The 17,332-nt window shown below is 66.6% G+C and carries 17 protein-coding genes; 6 read left to right on the top strand and 11 right to left on the bottom strand.

Going from position 1 to position 17,332, the window contains the following annotated elements:
* Positions 1-11: 11 nt before the first annotated feature.
* Together argF and ftsH are read right to left on the bottom strand one after the other, a co-directional pair.
* A complete protein-coding gene (argF, locus tag ACXMDY_RS01130) occupies positions 12-968 on the bottom strand; it encodes an ornithine carbamoyltransferase (RefSeq protein WP_259701492.1) in 957 nt (318 codons plus the stop codon).
* A 68-nt stretch (positions 969-1,036) separates the two neighbouring features.
* On the bottom strand, positions 1,037-2,938 hold the full coding sequence (ftsH, locus tag ACXMDY_RS01125) for an ATP-dependent zinc metalloprotease FtsH (protein WP_259701493.1): 1,902 nt from the start codon (positions 2,936-2,938) through the stop codon (positions 1,037-1,039).
* A 96-nt stretch (positions 2,939-3,034) separates the two neighbouring features.
* Here ftsH and ACXMDY_RS01120 point away from each other — a divergent pair, with 96 nt between their 5' ends.
* Genes ACXMDY_RS01120 through ACXMDY_RS01110 form a run of 3 tightly spaced genes read left to right on the top strand, consistent with a single transcriptional unit; the run spans position 3,035 to position 4,824 of the window.
* Complete coding sequence (locus ACXMDY_RS01120; RefSeq protein ID WP_259701494.1) at positions 3,035-3,700, top strand: SOS response-associated peptidase; 666 nt, start codon at positions 3,035-3,037, stop codon at positions 3,698-3,700.
* A 50-nt stretch (positions 3,701-3,750) separates the two neighbouring features.
* The gene (locus ACXMDY_RS01115; protein WP_259701495.1) at positions 3,751-4,551 is read left to right on the top strand and encodes a potassium channel family protein; all 801 of its coding nucleotides are present in this window, start codon (positions 3,751-3,753) and stop codon (positions 4,549-4,551) included.
* Positions 4,552-4,578: 27 nt separating this feature from the next.
* The gene (locus ACXMDY_RS01110; protein WP_259701496.1) at positions 4,579-4,824 is read left to right on the top strand and encodes a Nif11-like leader peptide family natural product precursor; all 246 of its coding nucleotides are present in this window, start codon (positions 4,579-4,581) and stop codon (positions 4,822-4,824) included.
* Positions 4,825-4,851: 27 nt separating this feature from the next.
* Here the strand turns inward: ACXMDY_RS01110 and ACXMDY_RS01105 are convergent, their stop codons facing one another.
* Together ACXMDY_RS01105 and ACXMDY_RS01100 are read right to left on the bottom strand one after the other, a co-directional pair.
* A complete protein-coding gene (locus ACXMDY_RS01105) occupies positions 4,852-5,181 on the bottom strand; it encodes a hypothetical protein (protein WP_259701497.1) in 330 nt (109 codons plus the stop codon).
* Positions 5,182-5,787 carry a rhomboid family intramembrane serine protease gene (locus tag ACXMDY_RS01100; RefSeq protein WP_259701498.1) on the bottom strand — a complete coding sequence of 202 codons (606 nt, stop codon included), beginning with the start codon at positions 5,785-5,787 and terminating at the stop codon, positions 5,182-5,184.
* Between the two features lie 74 nt (positions 5,788-5,861).
* On the opposite strand from ACXMDY_RS01100, the gene ACXMDY_RS01095 reads away from it, so the two are divergent.
* Positions 5,862-6,368 carry a DUF427 domain-containing protein gene (locus tag ACXMDY_RS01095; protein ID WP_259701499.1) on the top strand — a complete coding sequence of 169 codons (507 nt, stop codon included), beginning with the start codon at positions 5,862-5,864 and terminating at the stop codon, positions 6,366-6,368.
* A gap of 569 nt (positions 6,369-6,937) precedes the next feature.
* Here ACXMDY_RS01095 and ACXMDY_RS01090 read toward each other — a convergent pair.
* Positions 6,938-8,110 (bottom strand): fatty acid desaturase, encoded by a 1,173-nt coding sequence (locus tag ACXMDY_RS01090; RefSeq protein ID WP_259701501.1) that lies wholly within the window; start codon positions 8,108-8,110, stop codon positions 6,938-6,940.
* 336 nt (positions 8,111-8,446) lie between these two features.
* On the opposite strand from ACXMDY_RS01090, the gene ACXMDY_RS01085 reads away from it, so the two are divergent.
* The gene (locus ACXMDY_RS01085; protein ID WP_259701502.1) at positions 8,447-9,451 is read left to right on the top strand and encodes an AI-2E family transporter; all 1,005 of its coding nucleotides are present in this window, start codon (positions 8,447-8,449) and stop codon (positions 9,449-9,451) included.
* On the opposite strand, the gene ACXMDY_RS01080 is transcribed toward ACXMDY_RS01085, so the two are convergent.
* The 5 genes from ACXMDY_RS01080 to ACXMDY_RS01060 are packed head-to-tail and all read right to left on the bottom strand — an operon-like array spanning position 9,436 to position 14,030.
* Positions 9,436-9,717 (bottom strand): DUF427 domain-containing protein, encoded by a 282-nt coding sequence (locus ACXMDY_RS01080; protein ID WP_259701503.1) that lies wholly within the window; start codon positions 9,715-9,717, stop codon positions 9,436-9,438. The two genes, ACXMDY_RS01085 and ACXMDY_RS01080, sit on opposite strands and share 16 nt — an antisense overlap.
* A gap of 22 nt (positions 9,718-9,739) precedes the next feature.
* Entirely contained in the window at positions 9,740-11,872 is a 2,133-nt protein-coding gene (locus ACXMDY_RS01075) for a glycosyltransferase (RefSeq protein WP_457767256.1), read from the bottom strand.
* A gap of 4 nt (positions 11,873-11,876) precedes the next feature.
* Positions 11,877-12,659 (bottom strand): TIGR04282 family arsenosugar biosynthesis glycosyltransferase, encoded by a 783-nt coding sequence (locus ACXMDY_RS01070; RefSeq protein ID WP_259701504.1) that lies wholly within the window; start codon positions 12,657-12,659, stop codon positions 11,877-11,879.
* Positions 12,660-12,669: 10 nt separating this feature from the next.
* Positions 12,670-13,329, bottom strand: a complete 660-nt coding sequence (locus ACXMDY_RS01065) for a TIGR04283 family arsenosugar biosynthesis glycosyltransferase (protein WP_259701513.1) — start codon at positions 13,327-13,329, stop codon at positions 12,670-12,672.
* A 35-nt stretch (positions 13,330-13,364) separates the two neighbouring features.
* Complete coding sequence (locus ACXMDY_RS01060) at positions 13,365-14,030, bottom strand: SDR family oxidoreductase (RefSeq protein WP_259701505.1); 666 nt, start codon at positions 14,028-14,030, stop codon at positions 13,365-13,367.
* 92 nt (positions 14,031-14,122) lie between these two features.
* On the opposite strand from ACXMDY_RS01060, the gene folP reads away from it, so the two are divergent.
* Positions 14,123-15,052, top strand: coding sequence for a dihydropteroate synthase (folP, locus tag ACXMDY_RS01055; RefSeq protein ID WP_457767255.1), 930 nt, complete (start codon positions 14,123-14,125; stop codon positions 15,050-15,052).
* Here the strand turns inward: folP and katG are convergent.
* On the bottom strand, positions 15,049-17,238 hold the full coding sequence (katG, locus tag ACXMDY_RS01050) for a catalase/peroxidase HPI (protein ID WP_259701506.1): 2,190 nt from the start codon (positions 17,236-17,238) through the stop codon (positions 15,049-15,051). The genes folP and katG overlap by 4 nt on opposite strands.
* Positions 17,239-17,332: the final 94 nt, after the last annotated feature.

Here is a 17,332-nt window from a genome sequence, read left to right as displayed (position 1 = left end):
TGGCCGGGGGTTCAGAGGCCGCCCAGCAAGGCGGCCAGCAGGGCCTGCTGGACGTGCAGGCGGTTCTCGGCCTGATCGAAGACGCGACTGGCGGATCCCTCGATCACACCGGCGCTGATCTCCTCGCCGCGGTGGGCCGGCAGGCAGTGCAGAACAATGGCGCGGGGATCGGCTTCGGCCAGAAGGGCCTCATCGAGGCAGAACCCCTCGAAGGCCTGCTGCCGCTCCCGTTGCTCCTCCTCCTGCCCCATCGACGCCCAGACATCGGTGTAAAGGGCCTGGGCACCGCGCACGGCGGCCAGCGGGTCATGCGTCACCGTGATGCTGCAGCGCCCCGCCGCCAGCCGCCGGGCCACAGCCAGCACGGCCGGCTCCGGCTCGAATCCAGCCGGGCAGGCGATCCGCACATTCACCGCCAGCAAGGCGCCGCAGAGCAACAGGGAGTGGGCCACGTTGTTGCCGTCGCCGACATAGGCCAGGTTCAGGCCGGCCAGGCTTCCAAAGGCTTCCTGCACGGTGAGGTAATCGGCCAGGGCCTGGCAGGGGTGCTCCAGATCGGTGAGGGCATTGATCACCGGGATCGAAGCCCAGTGGGCGTAGTCGAGCAGATCCTGCTGCGCGAAGGTGCGGATCGCCAACGCATCCACATAGCGGCTCAGCACCCGGGCCGTATCGGCGATCGGTTCGCCGCGCCCCACCTGGGTGACGGCGGGGTTGAGGTCGAGGGTCTGGCCGCCGAGCCGGGCCATCGCCACCGAGAAGCTCACCCGGGTGCGGGTGGAGGCCTTGGTGAAGATCAGGCCCAGCACCCTGCCCTGTAGATCGATGCGGCGCTGGCCGCTCTTCAGATCGGCCGCGAGCTGCAGCAGAGCGAGGGTTTCGTCGCGGCTGAAATCAGCGCTGGAGAGCAGGTCGCGACCCTTGAGGGGCGCCAGGGCTGGATCGGGGCTGGAGAACGGAGGGTTCATGACCCCTTCACCAAAGAACCCTTATCCGGGATCAGGGGCCCCTCCGTCAAGGGGAGGGGCCGCAGCGCTCAGGCCCCGACCGGCACCGGTTCAGCCAGGACGGCGGATTCAGGCAGGTTGCTGGATGAGAGCAGGGCCTTGAGTTCATCGCCCTCGATCACCTCCTTCTCAAGGATCTTGCTGGCGATGTCATCGAGCAGGCCCCGGTTGCTCTGCAGAATCGCCAGGGCACGATCGTGGGCCCGGTCGACCAGGCCGCGGACCTCCTTGTCGATCGCCTGGGCGGTGGCATCACTCACCGAGCGGCGCGGGTTGGAGCCGTTGCCGAGGAAACGGTTGCCGCCCTGTTTGTCGTAGGCGAGCGGGCCGAGCGTGTCGCTCATGCCATAGGTGCCCACCATCTGCTCGGCGATGTCGGTGGCGCGCTGCAGATCGTTGGCCGCGCCGGTGGTGACTTCTCCGAACACGATCTCCTCAGCCGAGCGACCGCCGAGCAGGGTGGCGATCTGGCCTTCGAGGTCTTCCTTGGAACTGAGGAACCGCTCCTCCTGGGGGAGCTGCAGGGTGTAGCCGAGGGCGCTCATGCCCCGGGGCACGATCGAGATCTTGGCCACCTTGCTGCCGCCGGGCATCAGGTGCCCGACGATGGCGTGGCCCACTTCGTGGAAGGCCACCACACGCTTCTCGTCGTCCTGGAGCACGCGGCTCTTCTTCTCAAGACCTGCCACCACCCGCTCGATCGCCTCATTGAGATCGGCTTGCTCCACTTCGGTGCGGTAGGCGCGGGCCGCCAGCAGGGCCGCCTCGTTCACCAGGTTGGCCAGATCAGCGCCGGCGAAGCCGCTGGTGGCCTGGGCGATCTTGTCGATGTCGATGCTCGAGGACAGCTTCACCTTCTTGGCGTAGATGTCGAGGATCTTGCGGCGGCCGGAGAGGTCGGGGCGATCCACCAGCACCTGCCGGTCGAAGCGACCGGGCCGCAACAGCGCGGCATCGAGGGTTTCGGGCTGGTTGGTGGCCGCCAGCACGATCACCGGTTTGTCCTGGCCGGTGAAGCCATCCATCTCGGTGAGCAGCTGGTTGAGGGTCTGCTCCCGCTCGTCGTTGCCGCCCACCACGCCCATTGAGCCGGAGCGGCTCTTGCCGATCGCATCCAGTTCGTCGATGAAGATGATGCAGGGCGCTTTTTTCTTGGCCTCTTCGAACAGGTCGCGGACGCGGGCGGCGCCGGCGCCGACGAACAGCTCGACAAACTCCGAGCCGGAAATAATGAAGAAGGCCACGCTGGCTTCACCGGCCACGGCCTTGGCCAGCAGGGTTTTGCCCGTTCCCGGAGGCCCCACCAGCAGCACACCCTTGGGGATGCGGGCGCCGATGGCGGTATAGCGCTCGGGGGTTTTGAGGAAATCGACGATCTCGTTGAGTTCGGTCTTGGCCTCATCCACGCCGGCCACATCGGCGAAGGTGACCCGGGATTCCTCATCGGGCACATAAACCTTGGCCTTGCTCTTGGTGAAGCTCAGGGCCCCCTGGGCACCGCCCCCGCCCAGGCCGCTGCGGCGGGCGAAGAACTGCAGCACCAGGATGAAGATCAGCGGCGGCACCACCCAGCTCAACAGGGTGGAGAAGAAATTGGGCCGCTTCGGCGGTGCGGCGGCGAACTCCACCCCCTTCTGCTCCAGGCGCTGGGGCAGACCCATGTCGAAGATCGGCGTGGTGGCCAGCACCGAGGGGCTGCCTTCCGGTGCGTTGCTCAGCTCGTAACGGATCTGGTCCTGGGTGATGAAGGCCCGCTTGACGTTGCCGTCGTCGACCTGGTTGATGAACAGGGAATAGGGAACCCGCGGCACCTGGGCGGACTGGTTCGGCAGGAAGTTGCTGAGCAGCAACAGGACGCCGAAGCCGATCAGCACAAGGTTGATGATGCCGGATCGCCTGTTCGGGGGATTGTCGTCCTGGCGGATGGCCATGAATTGCCGCTGCTCACTGGGGCCAAGCTAGGCCGAGCTGCCCGGGCCCCGGCCCCTGACCCGGGGAGTGAGAACCGAACGTGATCTTCTGCTGCCATGTGCGGTCGCTATTCCCTCAGCACCGAACTCGATCGGCTTCTGCCCCGCCTGAGGGGCAGCCTTCCAGGCGAGCTCGCCGCCCATTACGCCCCGGTTGCGCAGGTCAGCCCGGGCCAGCCGGTGCTGGCCCTGCGCCAGGAACACGGGGTGATCGGCAGCGCCCTGCTGCTCTGGGGCCTGCTGCCTGAATGGGCCCGGGATCCCCTGGCGGCAGCACGACCGATCAATGCCCGCCGTGAAACGGTGGCCGAGAAAGCCACCTTCAAAGGGGCCTGGCGGCATCGTCGCTGCCTGCTGCCCGCCGATGGCTTCTACGAGTGGACATCCCCCCGCGGCCGACTGGGCAGACAACCCTGGCTGATTCAGCGACGCGACCGGCAGCTTTTCTGGCTGGCCGGCCTCTGGGATCGCTGGATCGGACCGGACGGCAGTGAGGTGGAGAGCTGCTGCGTGCTGACCACGGCCCCGAACACCCTGGTCGCCCCGATCCACAACCGGATGCCGGTGATCCTTCCCGATGGCCTGGAGGAGGCCTGGCTGGCCCAGACCGACGGCGCGGGGCTGCGGGCACTCGAACCGCTGATGGTGGGCTGGGACCCCCGGGAATGGGAAGCGCTGCCCCGGGGACTCGCCCCGCCTCGCCAACGGGACCTGTTCGACTGAACGGCAGCGGCGCGCTCCGAGAATGGGGCCACGTCTGCACACCCCCATCGGTGCCGCTTCCTTACGACCAGAGCCTTCCTGCTGGAGCGCGGCTGCGCCGCCGCCACCGCTTCTACAGAACCCTGCTGGTTCTCACCCTGCTGGTGATGATCAGCCTGGCGGTGCCGTCCAGCCTGCGGGTGCTCGGGGCGATCGGCTACAACCTGATCTGCTTTCTGCTGGTCGTCGAACTGGGCGGGCGGTCGCGCCAGGCAGCCGAAGCGAAGCGCTGGGATCTGCCCTACCGGCTGCTCGGCGCCGCGGCGATCATCTCCCAGTGGTTCTGGTACGTCACGCCGGTGGCGAACCGGCAGAGCGGCCTGCCCCTGCTGGTGCTGATCACCCTGTTCATTGGACTGAGCCTGGTGCGGCTGGTGGGGTTCCTGGCCGAGGAACGCACCGTGAATGGACAGGTGCTGATGGGTGCGACGGCCGGCTATCTGCTGCTGGGGCTCACGGCCGGACTGCTGGTCACAGCGCTGGAAACAGTTCAGCCCGGCAGCTTCTCCAGCCTGAGCAATCCGCAGGGCCTGCTGCAGGCCGCCGGAGCGACTGGCTACCAGCAGACGAAGGTGTGGGAGCTGGATTTCGTGTACCTCAACTACTTCGCCTTCGTGAGCCTCACCACCGTGGGATTCGGCGATGTGCTGCCCCGCACCCCCATGGCCCAGATGACGAGCATCGCCCTCAGCGTGATCGGACCGATCTACATGGCGATGGTGATGGGTCTGCTGATCAGCCGCTTCACCATGCAGGAGGTCCGGGAGGGCTCCGGCGAAGACCCGCCGGAACGCCGTGAGCCGATCCGCTAAAACGGGTCGTGTGAAAGCGGAAGATCCATGGGCCTGACCCAACTCGATGCCTTCCTGCGCCACGCCCAGCTCAGCCCAGCCATCTCGGCCGAGCTCGCTGAACCGCTCGATCTGGCCAGCTTCCTGGCCCTGGCCCGGCGGGAGGGGTTTGAGGTCGAAGAAGCCGACCTGCTTCAGGCCAGGGAACGGGATGAGGCCCAGCGCACGGCCGCCGAGCTGCAACAGCGGGCCGGCGCCGAGGCCCGGCGTCTGCGCAGCTTCATCCACGGCTGAACGGGCGCAGCTCCCAGTGCTCCGGGCTCAGCGAAGCGTCTGAGGGGCCGGGGGCCAGGACGGCTGATCCCGCCCGCTCAGCTGGGCGAGATGGGCGCCCACCAGCAGCAGCAGGCCGAGCGGCAAGGCCCAGCGCCAGATCCTGCCGCGTCCGGCGCCGATCCCCGAGAGGCGGCGACGCCGGCCGCCCAGGGAGGTTGCCTGGCCCTTGCCCAGGGGCATGCTGCAGTTTCCGCAGACCATGCGACCGGCCAGGCTGCGATCCCGGCGAACATTCCAGCTGCCACAGCGGGGACAGGACATCGGCAACAGCGGCAGGGAGCGCGACAGAAAGGTGGAGGACGTGGCCGAGACCACTCAGGATGGGCTTGGCCGGCTCGGCTCACGGTAGACAGCCAGGGCGGCGAGCACGCCACCGGCAAAGCCGGAGGCATGACCGATCCAGCTGATTCCCGGTGGGGAGAAGAAGGGCAGCAGGCCAGGCAGGAAGCCGCCGTAGCTGATCAGGCTGAACACGGAGAGAGCGAGCGCCAGGGGCCGCCTCTCCAGGAAGCCGATCACAACCAGATAGCCCAGCAGGCCGAACACCACCCCGGAGAGCCCGTGGCTGCCAGCGGGCCAGAACAGCCAGACCGGAATCGCCAGCAGGTAGGTCCCCAGCCAGACGGCCAGGTAGTCGCGCCGACTCTTTAGCAGCACCAGCCAGGAGAGCGGCAGGAACCAGAAGCTGTTGCCGATCAGATGATCGAAGCCGCTGTGGCTGAACGGCGCGGTGAGAACACCGAGAAAGCTCCCCCCCGGCAGCATCGGCAGGTTCCACCGGCCGCCGAAGAGGAGTTGATCGGCCAGCTCCTGACCCCAGGCCAAGCCAAGCGGAATCAAGGGAATCAGGGCGGTGCCCCCCAGCCGGGCCAGGGCCCGGTCGAGACGGATCGACAGCCGATCGGAAGGAGGGAAGGCCATGCTCACGACATTGTGGTCAAGGATGGTTGCCGATGAGGCGCTCCGGTGGCACGGAATTCAGGGGGATTGGGCTGATGGACCGGGCTGAACAACGGCATTCCAGCCAGGCGGGGGATGTGGAACGGGCCGCCGACTATCCGCGCCCTCCGGCCCTGGTGGCCTGCGACTCCCATGTGGTGGTGCGCGCCCTGGGCGAACTGTTCTGTGACACCCGCCGTTCGCTGCGGGTACTGGAAACCTTCCACCCGCCCACCTACTACCTGCCCCCGGACCACCTGCGGCTGGAGTTGCTGCAGCCGGTGGCTGGCGGGAGCTTCTGCGAATGGAAGGGGGTGGCCTGCTACTTCGATCTGGTGGTGGGCCAACGGCGAATCCAGCGGGCCGTCTGGAACTACCCGGCACCAACGCCGGCCTACGCGCCCCTGGCCGGCTGGTTTGCCCTCTACCCGGGCCGGATGGAGGGCTGCTGGGTGGATGGCGAGGCGGTGCGTCCCCAGCAGGGCGGCTTCTACGGCGGCTGGATCACCTCCCATGTGGCCGGACCGTTCAAAGGGGACCCCCTCCATCCAGAACTGATCTGATCTGATCTGATCTGATCCAGTTGCTGTTCGTGTTGCAAAGGCCTTGCCACGGACTATGGTGAATGGAATCGGCCGAAGCTCCGCGAGGGGCCGATCACGTTCAACCAACATTCCGGTTCATCCAGCAGTCACGTTCAGCCAACAGTCACTCTCAAGCCCGCGCCCGCCTTCCAGGCACCAGCGAGCCAGCGGACACCAGTCAGATCCCCTGATCGCAGCGCTTCAGCGACAGGCCAAACCCCTGACCGGGTTTCTCTTTTGATCATGTTCTGAAACCAGGCCAGAGCCTGGGAGCACCAGCCAGCGGATGTTGATCCATACCCCCTTCTCAACCCATGAAAACTAAGTTCATCCACCCAGATCAGCAAGCCGCTCCCGGTGGCCGGCACCGCCGCCAACGCCCGGGCGCAGTGGCCAGTCCATTCAGCCGGACCTCGCTGAGCAAGCCTGTCAAAGCCAAAGCCAGCGACGATTTCACGCCGATCAGCACAGCCCCCACCTGGGCAGAGCTGCTGGGTGAACGCTGAACAGAAGCTGTTGCATTCAGCCCGGCACCAGGGCCGCGGGGCTCAGGCCCCAGCGGCCTGAGCAGCCTGCTGCACCTGAGCCACCGACTGCAGACTGTCGGTGTCTCGATCCCAAAGAATGAATTTGAAGCATTCGGGGATCTGCCGGATCGTGAGTGTGGTGGCGCTGCTGAGCAGGGCGGCATTGCGCTGATGGCAAGCCTGAAGATGGTAATTCGGGATCCTTGAGCAGAGGTGATGAATGTTGTGGTAGCCGATATCGGCGGTGAACCAGTTGAAAATGGCGGGAAGCTTCAAAAGGCTGGTGCCTTCAATCGCACCGGTGAGTGAGCTCCAACCCTCAGTGCGATGGGCATAGGACCCTTCGAAATTGTGCTGCACAAAGAAGATGCAGATGAACAGAGCGGCCGAGCAGGCCATCACAATCGAATAAAGAGTCCAGAACAGAGCAGTTCCGATCAGCTGGCTGAGGAGGATCCAACTCCCCACCACGCAGATGTTGTTGAGAAGAAGATCCTGAAATTCCAGATCGGTGTACCAATACTTCGGCTTGTAGGTGCTGCGAATCTGCTTGAAGCCGATGCCCAGATCACTGCGCCAGCAACGAATGGCATGGGCGGCAAAATCAACGCTGCCGAGCAGGAGGGCCAGCCTTGGCTTGATCACCAGATAGAAAAAGCCACCTGGAAAGAGCATTAGGGGGTGGCGTAGAAACTGATAAAATCCTTGCTGAAATGGCCCCATCGCCAGGAAAGTTTCGGAGCTCACCAAAGCCGAAGGACCGCGATAGAGATCCCAGTTTCCATTGTGCTTGTGATGGAAAGCGTGGCCGCGGGACCAGGGATACTGAGGAATCGCATTGACCACTCCCAACAGAAAACCCACTCCACGATTCACGGCCTTGGAACGGAACAGGGACTGGTGACCGCAGTCATGCATCAGGGAGAAACAACGCCCCGAGAACAACACCGTCAGCACCAGCAACGGCGGCACCAGCCATGGGGAGAATTGCGCCGCCTGCACCAGCAGATACCAGAGCAAGGCATAGGGAACCAGGGTGTTGGCGATCTGCCAGGTGGCCCAGAGGTTGTTGCTCCTCACATAGGGAGCCAGAACGAAATCAGCCCGCTGCACCGATCTGCTGCCACCAGATTCACTGTTCTGGCTGGCGATTGGCTCGGCCAGGGCTACGGATTGATCGCTGGGATTCGCCAAGGGGGGTTACGGATGCAAGGAGTGGGGAACGAAAGCAACGGGGAGTTTGGCTCCACCAATGGCTCAGAGATTCAACTCAAAAACCGGCGGCTTGGTGGGTGACAGGGTTTATGTGAATTATCCACGTAGTTAGTCTAGCGTTTGGCAGGCAATTCAGGGGCGCCTCCGGGATCCTCTCCACAAGCCTTTCATGACAGAGTGCGGCATAGCCATCAGCGCAGAACCTGCAACGGCCTGAAAACCGGCCTTCGCCTCGATTCGAGCAGCCGCTGAACCGCCCCATCAGGCTTCGCTCAGGCCGGGCGGGCTTACGCTGCTGCCAGCCAGCTGAACGCCATGAATCGGGAAGAGTCCGCCCCCTGGGCCTCAATCAACAATTCCAATCTCGTTCGTTTCCTGTTGCTGTTTGCCTGTGGCTGGGCAGGAGTGGCCCTGATCGCCTTTTTCTATCCTGTTCTTTCGATCTTCATCCTGGCGGCAATTCTGGCCGTGTTGATGGATTACCCCGTTCGTTTCCTCACCGCCTGGCTGCCACGCTGGCTGGCCATCGTGATCGTCTGCATTGGAGTGGTCAGCGTCCTGACTGGATCCATCACGATCCTTGGGTTTCAACTGCTCAACCAGGGCAGCAGTTTGATCAATGATCTTCTGGCCAGTCTGAAAGATTCGGACTTTCCCTTTCACAGCTACTTCAAGCAGCTCAATATCGATCAGATCATCACCGTGATCAGGACCAGCTTCGGCACCGGCTTTGGCGTGCTTGGAGGTGCAGTTGCCAACCTGTTCACGGCCATCATCCTGCCGGTGATCACGATCTACATGCTCGCCGATGGCACCAGGTTATGGACCTCATTGCTGGGACTGGTGCCGATTGATCATCGTGAGGGTTTCGACCGGAGCGTGCAGAAAAATGTGCTCGGCTTTCTGCGCGGCCAGATGACCCTGGTGCTGTTTCTATCGGTAACCAGCTTTTTGATTTTCGCCCTGCTTGGTGTGAAGTTCTCCCTGGTGCTTGCACTGGTAGTGGGGGTTCTCGATGCCATTCCCGGCATCGGCGCCATCCTGGGTGTGATCACGATCACCAGCCTCGTGTTGCTCACCCAGGGGCCATGGATGGCCCTTTCTGTGGTGGTTGCCTCGATCATCCTGCAGCAGATTCAAGACAACCTGATCCATCCAAGAGTGATGGGGAAAGCCCTGAACATCAGCCCGGTGGTGGTGTTTTTTGCCCTGTTCATCGGCGAGCGGGTGGCGGGGTTGCTGGGGGTGTTTCTGGCCATCCCGATCGCCGGGATGATCGTGGGCTGGCCGGAGCAGGCGGAGGCTCAGCCGCGCACCTGAACACCTTTCCAGAAAGCGATGCGGCCCTTGATTTCGGCGGCGGCTTCCTTGGGCTCGGGATAGAACCAGGCGGCGTTGGCATTCACCTTCTCGCCCACCACCACGTCGTAGTAGTGGGCCTCCCCCTTCCAGCCGCAGACGCTGCGGTGACTGGAAGGGCGGAAATGGTCCTGGACGAGGGCTTCGGCGGGGAAGTACGCATTGCCTTCCAGCTTGACGATGTCATCACTGACAGCCAGGACGGCATCGTTCCAGCGGGCTTCCATGGTGCAAATCCGGCAAGGTCCTTCATCTTGCAACCCCTGGGAGCACACTGCGTCGAAACCAGCCCTGGGGCGGCACGGGCCTGAGCAGCTGGGCCAGCACCGCCACCAGGGCGAACGGTTCGAACGGGGCCTGACGCCGGGGCCAGGTGCCCTCCCCCCGGTAGAGCAATCGATCCAGCGCTTCGCTCTGGGAGTGGCTCAACGGAGCCCAGCGACAACCGAGCCGGCGACCGATTCGGCAGCCGCGGCGGCCTGGCTGGATCCGCTCCAGATGCAGGGGAAGGGGGGGCAGGTCGAGGCCCGGCCAGAGCAGGGCAGCGGGCGCACCCAGCTCGGCTTCGGCTGTCATCACCAGCTCCACCCCCTGCTCGCTGATCGCCAGGATCCGGGCGGGCCCCAGCCCCCGCTCGCCACGCAGCTGCACCAGCGGGGCATCGAGCGAAAACCAGGGAATCGCGTCCTCCTGGGGACGGTCCCAGCAGGTGCGGAGCGCCAGCAGCAAGCTGGCGGTGCCCAGGGCCGCCCAGCTGAGGCCGAGCGCCTGGCTGCTGAAACCGAACGCTCCCGGCCGGCCGATCAGCAAGGCCAGGTTGAGCCCCTGCAGGCCGAGCAGCAGCAGCAGGGGGACCAGCAGGCCGGGATCGACAGCCCTCTGCCCAGCCGGCGCCAGCGTCTTCGGCGTCACCCGGAAGCGCGGCGGCCTGCCGGCGATCGCGCCGAGCACGGCCGTCACCAGCGGCATCAGGAAGATCCAGCGGTAAAGCTCCGGCAGCAGGGCGTTGCGGGCGCCACGGCTGAACCAGCGCACCAGCAGCAACTGGCTCAGGTAGAAGGGCAGGGCCATGCTCAGCAGCCCGGATCCCCGCACCACGATCGGCAGCACCCCGAGCAGACCGAAGCTGAGCGGCATGAGCAGCAGGACCAGCTGCGGCACCACGTTGAACCAGTGCAGGATGCCCTCCAGATAGGCGATCCGCTGCCAGGGGGTGAGGCCGGGGATGCTGAGCGGACTGGCGCCGGTGCGCAGGGTCTGCAGGGTGCCGCCGGCCCAGCGGCAGCGCTGGAGGGCCATCGCGGCGATCGACAGCGGTGCCAGGCCGGCGCTGAGCTTGCTGTCGAGATAGAGGTTGCGGTAGCCGGCGGCGGCCAGGCGGATGCCGGTGGCCAGGTCTTCGGAGGGTGTGCCGGTCTCGAAGCCTCCCACCTGCAGCAGGGCCGAGCGGCGCATCACGAAGGAAGTGCCGGCGCAGACCACCGCCCCCATCGCCTGGCGGGTGGGCTCGATCCAGCGGTAGAAGCTCTCCTCATCGGGCATCAGCCAGGGCTCGAGCCGCAGGTTCCGCATCACCGGATCCGCGTTCATCGACGACTGCGGCGTCTGCACGAAACCCACCCGGGGATCGTCGAACAGGCCGACGGTGCGACGGAGAAAGGAGCGGCGGGGAACGACGTCGGCATCGAAGACCACCAGCAGATCAGCGGTGAGCCAGGGCAGGGCATGGTTGAGGTTGCCCGCCTTGGCATGGCTGTGGTCCGGGCGGCTGAGGTAGCGACAACCGAGCTGACGGCAGAGCAGGCGGAGCGACTCGCGACCGCTGTCATCGAGCAGCCAGACCAGGTGGCGCGGGTAATCGAGGCCGAGGCAGCCGCGCAGGCAGCGCTCGATCAGCTCCAGCGGCTCACCCCGGCTCGGCACCAGCACATCCACCGAGGGCACCTGGGCGGGCTGCCAGGCGATCCGCCGCTGCAGCGCCCGCTCGGCGGCGGCCGCTTCCTCGGCCACGGGCGGCTGGCGGGCCCAGGCGAGCCAGAGCTGCAGGAGGCCGGTGACCAGCAGGATCAGTTCAGCCGCCAGCATCGTCAGGCTCAGCGCCGTGCCGGCGGCACTGGTGAGGTTGAGGGTGAAGCCGATCCGCCAGATCAGATAGCGCCCGCCCAGCAGGCTGATCACCAGCACGGCGGAGCGGCGGGCGGCCAGCGGCAGCGACTGCTCCGGCCGCCTGGCCAGCAGCACGGCCCAGACCGTGATCGCCAGGGCCGGAGCCCAGGCCGGGAGCCCTGCCCGGGGGGTGGCCAGCAGGGCGACCAGCAGGGGCCCCGCGGCCCAGAGGCCATAGCGCAGCCCAGCCCCGCAAGGGGAGTGCGGGGCGATCATCGGCTCACTCCTGACCAGGCGACCACGAATCACAACCGCTTGATGGACTACCGCTGAGAGGCTCGATCGGATGGAGAAAGGCCTGCAGCCCACCGGTCGCAGGATCAGGTTCAACGCCTGTGTTCATCATGCTGACCGGGGGAAGACACTGCTGGACCCTGATCGCCTCCTGCCTGAGAGACATCGGCAGATGGCACAGATCAGCGGGCACGTCGATGTCGTGCAGCAGGGGCTGGCAGAGCGACGACCAGCCCAGGGCGGCCAGGCGGGAGCGCGTTTCAGCCAGCACCGCGTCGGTGCTCCAGGGCATCGCCCGAAACAGCGTCGGATGCTGGCGCCGCAGGGCCAGGAGGGCATAACCGCCATCGAAGGTCGGCACGATCGAGGCGTCGTGGTGGATCAGATCGGCGGCGGCCTGGCGCAGGACGGCGGGACCAAGCGCCGGACAGTCGGTGCCGATCAGGATCACCCGCTCACCACCGGCCAGGGTGCGAACCGCTGCCTCCTCCATGCGACGGCCGAGATCACCCGGGCCCTGATCGCTCCAGGCCAGGGTCGGCGGCAGCGGCAGCGTGGCCCAGATCGGCTGCCGAGCCGGCGGGGTGACGCACAGCTCAACGGGGCCGATCCCGGCCGCCAGGGCGGCGTCCACCGTGCGCAGCAGGAAGGCCCTGGCCAGGGCGGCGGCACCCTCGGCACCGAGGGCGGGGATCAGGCGGGTCTTGCAGGATCCGGCAACCGGCGCCTTGGCCAGAATCACGATCCGGCAGAGGGAGGGGCCGCTCATCGCGCCAGGTTCATCGGTAGAAGCGGGCCAGCATCGAGCTGGGCACACCGCAGGCATAGGCCAGCCGCAGCCACCACATCGTGACGATCGTGCGGGTGATGCCGTGACGCCGCCAGCGGCGACTGGAGGTGACCACCTTCGCCCGCAGGCAGACAGGCGACGACCGCCGCCGCAGCCGGGCCGAGAGTTCGATGTCTTCCATCAGCGGTTGATCGGGAAAGCCGCCGATGGCCTCGAAGCACTGGCGGCTGATGAAGATGGCCTGATCGCCGGTGGCGATGCCACTGAGCCGGGAGCGGACGTTGATCAACGCCGCCACCAGGCGCAGGCGCCAGCCGCCGCCGTCCAGCTCCAGATCGAAGCGACCCCAGCCATGGCACCCCCGGAGCGCCTGGCGCACGAGATCGAGTCCGGCGGCCGGCAGGCGGGTGTCGGCATGGAGAAAGATCAGCAAGCCACCCCTGGCTGAGGCAGCTCCGGCATTCATCTGACGGGCCCGGCCCCGGGGCGCGGTCAGCACGGCGAAGCCGCCCCGCTCGATCAGCGACACCGTGGCATCGGCGCTGCCACCATCGACCACGACCAGCTCGGCGCCAGCCTCTCGCAAGGCCCGCCAGTGGGGCAGCAGCAGGCCGATCTCGCCGGCCTCATCGAGCACCGGGATGATCACGCTCAACAGCGACGTCTCGTCAGCGAACCGCTCTCCTACCAGGGCAGCACCGATCCATTGGCGTGCCAGAACGTACCCGAATTCTCCAGGTTGAGCGCATCGATCCGGGCGATCAGGCCCTGCACCGATTCCGTGGCGGTGATCCCATGGGAGCTGAACCCGGTCATCGCGGTGCTGACCAGGCCGGGATGGAGGATCGCCACGGCGATCTGCCGCCCCCTGAGGTCGATGGACAGGGATTTTCCGGCCATGCAGAGCGCCACTTTCGACATCCGATAGCCGTAGGAGCCACCGGAGCCGTTATCGGCGATCGAACCCATCCGGCTGGACATCAGGATCAGCTTGGCGCCCGGCTGCAGCTGGTCGAGCAGGGCGGCAGTGAGCTTCAGCGGCGCGATCGCATTCACCTCGAACTGACGACGGAGGCTGTCGCAATCCAGGGGCTGCAGGCCGGTGGGCTCGAGGATGCCGGCGTTCTGGATCAGCAGGTCAAGCGGCAGGCCATCCAGCCGCTCGACCAGAGCGGCGATCGACCCGCTGCTGGTGACATCCACGCCCGCTTCCACCCGCACACCGAGATCAAGCAGGGCGCTGGAGGGTTGGCGGCAGACCGCGATCACCGCGACGCCGCGGGAGAGCAACTGCCGGCAGTACTCCAGGCCGATGCCACGGTTCGCTCCTGTGATCAGCGCAGTGACCATCGGCAGCTGACCCGGCAGACGAACGATTCCCCGGATCGTATGGCAGTCAGCTGCCTGAGCCAGCCGGGTCCATAGGGTTGCGGGATGTACGGATGATCCGGCCCGTGCCGAAGCCCCCCGCTCCGGCGGCCCTCCTGCCCTGGGGCGAGCGAACCTTCGTGATGGGAGTGCTCAACCTCACGCCGGATTCGTTCAGCGATGGGGGGCGTTACCCCACCCCGGCAGCGGCGCTGCGCCAGGCACGGCAGATGGTGGCCCAGGGGGCTGATCTGCTGGATCTCGGCGGCCAGAGCACCCGCCCCGGGGCGACGGAGATCAACGCCAGCGAAGAACTCGCCCGGGTCCTGCCGGTGCTGGAGCTGATCCGCGCCTCGGCTGGGTCGGGAGGCGGCGGCCCACTGATCTCGATCGACACCTTCCGGGCCCCGGTGGCCGCGGCTGCTCTGGCGGCCGGCGCCCACTGGATCAACGACGTGAGCGGCGGGCGCCGCGACGCCGGGATCCTCTCGGTGGTGGCGGAGTTCGGCTGTCCCTATGTGCTCATGCACAGCCGCGGCGACAGCCGCAGCATGGATGGGCTGGCCGCCTACGCCGATGTGGTGGCCGAGGTGCGCGAGGAGTTGCTGCGCGCCAGCGAGGCGGCGCACTTGGCAGGGGTCCGGGCTGATCAGCTGATCTGGGACCCGGGCCTGGGCTTCGCCAAAACCACCGAGCACAACCTGGCGCTGCTGCGGGGGCTGGCGGACCTGCGCCGCGAAGGGTTCCCCCTGCTGGTGGGCCCATCGCGCAAACGCTTCATCGGCGCGGTGCTCAACGAACCCAGACCCCGCGCGCGGCTGTGGGGCACGGCGGCTGTCTGCGCCCAGGCGATCACGCAAGGTGCCGATCTGCTGCGGGTGCACGATGTGGCGCCGATTGTGCAGACCGCCCGGATGGTGGATGCGATCGTTCGATCCTCGCCGCCTGGGCCGGCTCGTGAAGGACCCGAAGCTCCGGCAGGCGGTTTTTCCGCAAACGCTTAGGAGAAGCGATCGAGCGTCATCACCTTGTTCCAGGCCGAAACGAAATCAGCCACGAACCTGGCGGGTCCGTCGTTCTGGGCGTACACCTCCGAGAGGGCCCGCAGCTGGGAGTTGGAGCCGAACACCAGATCCACCCGGGTGCCGCTCCAGCGCAGCTCGCCTGTGCGGCGGTCGCGTCCTTCGAAACTGTCGCCGGCCTCTGAGCTGGGCGTCCACACCGTGTCCATGTCGAGCAGATTCACGAAGAAGTCGGTGCTGAGGGTGCCGACGCGGTGGGTGAACACGCCATGGGCTGAGCCGCCGGTGTTGGCCCCCAGCACCCTCAGACCGCCGACCAGCACCGTCAGCTCCGGTGCGCTCAGGCCCAGCAGCTGGGCCCGGTCGATCAGCAGCTCTTCCGCCCGCACCTTGAAGGCCCGCTTCTGGTAGTTGCGGAAGCCGTCGGCCTGGGGCTCCAGCACCGCGAAGGAGGCGGCATCGGTCTGCTGCTGGGAGGCATCGGTGCGGCCTGGGCTGAAGGGCACCTCCACGGCGTGACCAGCGGCGGCAGCGGCGGCTTCCACCGCCGCGCCACCGGCCAGCACGATCAGATCCGCCAGCGACACCTGGGTGCCATCGCCCTGGGCCGCGTTGAAGCTCTGTTGAATCCCTTCCAGCACCGCCAGCACCCGCGCCAGCTGCTCGGGCTGGTTCACCTCCCAGTCTTTCTGGGGCGCCAGGCGCAGGCGGGCGCCATTGGCACCGCCGCGCTTGTCGGAGCCGCGATAGGTGGAGGCCGATGCCCAGGCGGTGGCCACCAGCTCCGCCGTCGTCAACCCCGAAGCCAGCACCCGGGCCTTGAGCTCGGCGATGGCGGCGGCGCCGATCAGGGGATGGCCCGTGGCGGGGATCGGGTCCTGCCAGATCAGATCCTCATCCGGTACTTCGGGGCCGAGGTAGAGCACCTTCGGGCCCATGTCGCGGTGGGTGAGCTTGAACCAGGCGCGGGCAAAGGCATCGGCGAAGGCCTGCTGATCCTGGTGAAAGCGGCGAGCGATCGGTTCGTAGATCGGATCGAAGCGCAGCGACAAATCCGCTGTGGTCATCATCGGCCTGTGCCGCTTCGTGGGGTCGTGGGCGTCGGGGATCAGGTGCTCCTCGCGCACATCCTTCGCCCGCCACTGCCAGGCGCCGGCCGGGCTCTTCTCCAGTTCCCACTCGTAGCCGAAGAGCATCTCGAAGTAGCCCCGGTCCCAGGTGGTGGGGTTGGGTTTCCAGGCCCCCTCGATGCCGCTAGTGGTGGCATCGCCACCGATACCGCTGCCGAAACGGTTGTGCCAGCCCAGCCCCTGCTGCTCAAGGCTGGCCCCTTCCGGTGCGGCTCCCACCAGCTCCGGACTGCCGGCCCCGTGGGCCTTGCCGAAGGTGTGGCCGCCGGCCACCAGAGCCACCGTTTCTTCGTCGTTCATGGCCATGCGCGCGAAGGTTTCGCGCACGTCCCGCCCGGATGCCACCGGGTCGGGAACGCCACCCGGGCCTTCGGGATTCACGTAGATCAAGCCCATCTGCACGGCGGCGAGGGGGTTCTCCAGCTCCCGATCGCCGCTGTAGCGCTCATCGCCGAGCCAGGTTGTTTCGCCGCCCCAGTAGATGTCTTCCTCCGGCTGCCAGATGTCGACGCGGCCGCCGCCGAAGCCGAAGGTGGCAAAGCCCATTGATTCGAGGGCGCAGTTGCCGGCCAGGATGATCAGATCGGCCCAGGAGAGCCGGTTGCCGTAGGTCTGCTTGATCGGCCAGAGCAGCCGCCTGGCCTTGTCGAGGTTGCCGTTGTCGGGCCAGCTGTTGATCGGCGCGAAGCGCTGGTTGCCGGTGCCGCCGCCGCCGCGGCCATCGCCGGTGCGGTAGGTGCCGGCGCTGTGCCAGGCCATGCGGATGAACAGACCGCCGTAGTGGCCCCAGTCGGCCGGCCACCAGTCCTGGGAGTCGGTCATCAGCGCGAGCAGATCCCGCTTCACGGCAGCGAAATCAAGTTCGTTGAACGCCTGGGCGTAGTTGAACTCCGCCCCGAGCGGATTGGAGGCCGGCGCGTGCTGGTGAAGGATGGCCAGGTTGAGCTGGTGGGGCCACCAGTTGCGGTTGGATTGGTCCCCGGCGGTGGTGGGGGCCCCGGAGCGGCCTGCGAAAGGGCACTGGCTGATGGCCGTCATCGTCCGTCTCCTGTTGGTATTGGAAGGAGTTCACCTATTCGGAACCTACGCAGACGACCGCCCTGCGGAACCACTGCGTCACATCCCTTAGGGC

Source organism: Cyanobium sp. ULC082, assembly GCF_977927535.1.
This window is presented reverse-complemented; position numbering and strand designations above follow the sequence as displayed.

What these genes read in the sequence shown, in the direction of transcription:
- argF (WP_259701492.1), bottom strand. Translation starts at nt 968, where the DNA reads ATGAACCCTCCGTTCTCCAGCCCCGATCCAGCCCTGGCGCCCCTCAAG.
- ftsH (WP_259701493.1), bottom strand. Translation starts at nt 2,938, where the DNA reads ATGGCCATCCGCCAGGACGACAATCCCCCGAACAGGCGATCCGGCATC.
- ACXMDY_RS01120 (WP_259701494.1), top strand. Translation starts at nt 3,035, where the DNA reads ATGTGCGGTCGCTATTCCCTCAGCACCGAACTCGATCGGCTTCTGCCC.
- ACXMDY_RS01110 (WP_259701496.1), top strand. Translation starts at nt 4,579, where the DNA reads ATGGGCCTGACCCAACTCGATGCCTTCCTGCGCCACGCCCAGCTCAGC.
- ACXMDY_RS01100 (WP_259701498.1), bottom strand. Translation starts at nt 5,787, where the DNA reads ATGGCCTTCCCTCCTTCCGATCGGCTGTCGATCCGTCTCGACCGGGCC.
- ACXMDY_RS01095 (WP_259701499.1), top strand. Translation starts at nt 5,862, where the DNA reads ATGGACCGGGCTGAACAACGGCATTCCAGCCAGGCGGGGGATGTGGAA.
- ACXMDY_RS01085 (WP_259701502.1), top strand. Translation starts at nt 8,447, where the DNA reads ATGAATCGGGAAGAGTCCGCCCCCTGGGCCTCAATCAACAATTCCAAT.
- ACXMDY_RS01080 (WP_259701503.1), bottom strand. Translation starts at nt 9,717, where the DNA reads ATGGAAGCCCGCTGGAACGATGCCGTCCTGGCTGTCAGTGATGACATC.
- ACXMDY_RS01075 (WP_457767256.1), bottom strand. Translation starts at nt 11,872, where the DNA reads ATGATCGCCCCGCACTCCCCTTGCGGGGCTGGGCTGCGCTATGGCCTC.
- ACXMDY_RS01070 (WP_259701504.1), bottom strand. Translation starts at nt 12,659, where the DNA reads ATGAGCGGCCCCTCCCTCTGCCGGATCGTGATTCTGGCCAAGGCGCCG.
- ACXMDY_RS01060 (WP_259701505.1), bottom strand. Translation starts at nt 14,030, where the DNA reads ATGGTCACTGCGCTGATCACAGGAGCGAACCGTGGCATCGGCCTGGAG.
- folP (WP_457767255.1), top strand. Translation starts at nt 14,123, where the DNA reads ATGATCCGGCCCGTGCCGAAGCCCCCCGCTCCGGCGGCCCTCCTGCCC.
- katG (WP_259701506.1), bottom strand. Translation starts at nt 17,238, where the DNA reads ATGACGGCCATCAGCCAGTGCCCTTTCGCAGGCCGCTCCGGGGCCCCC.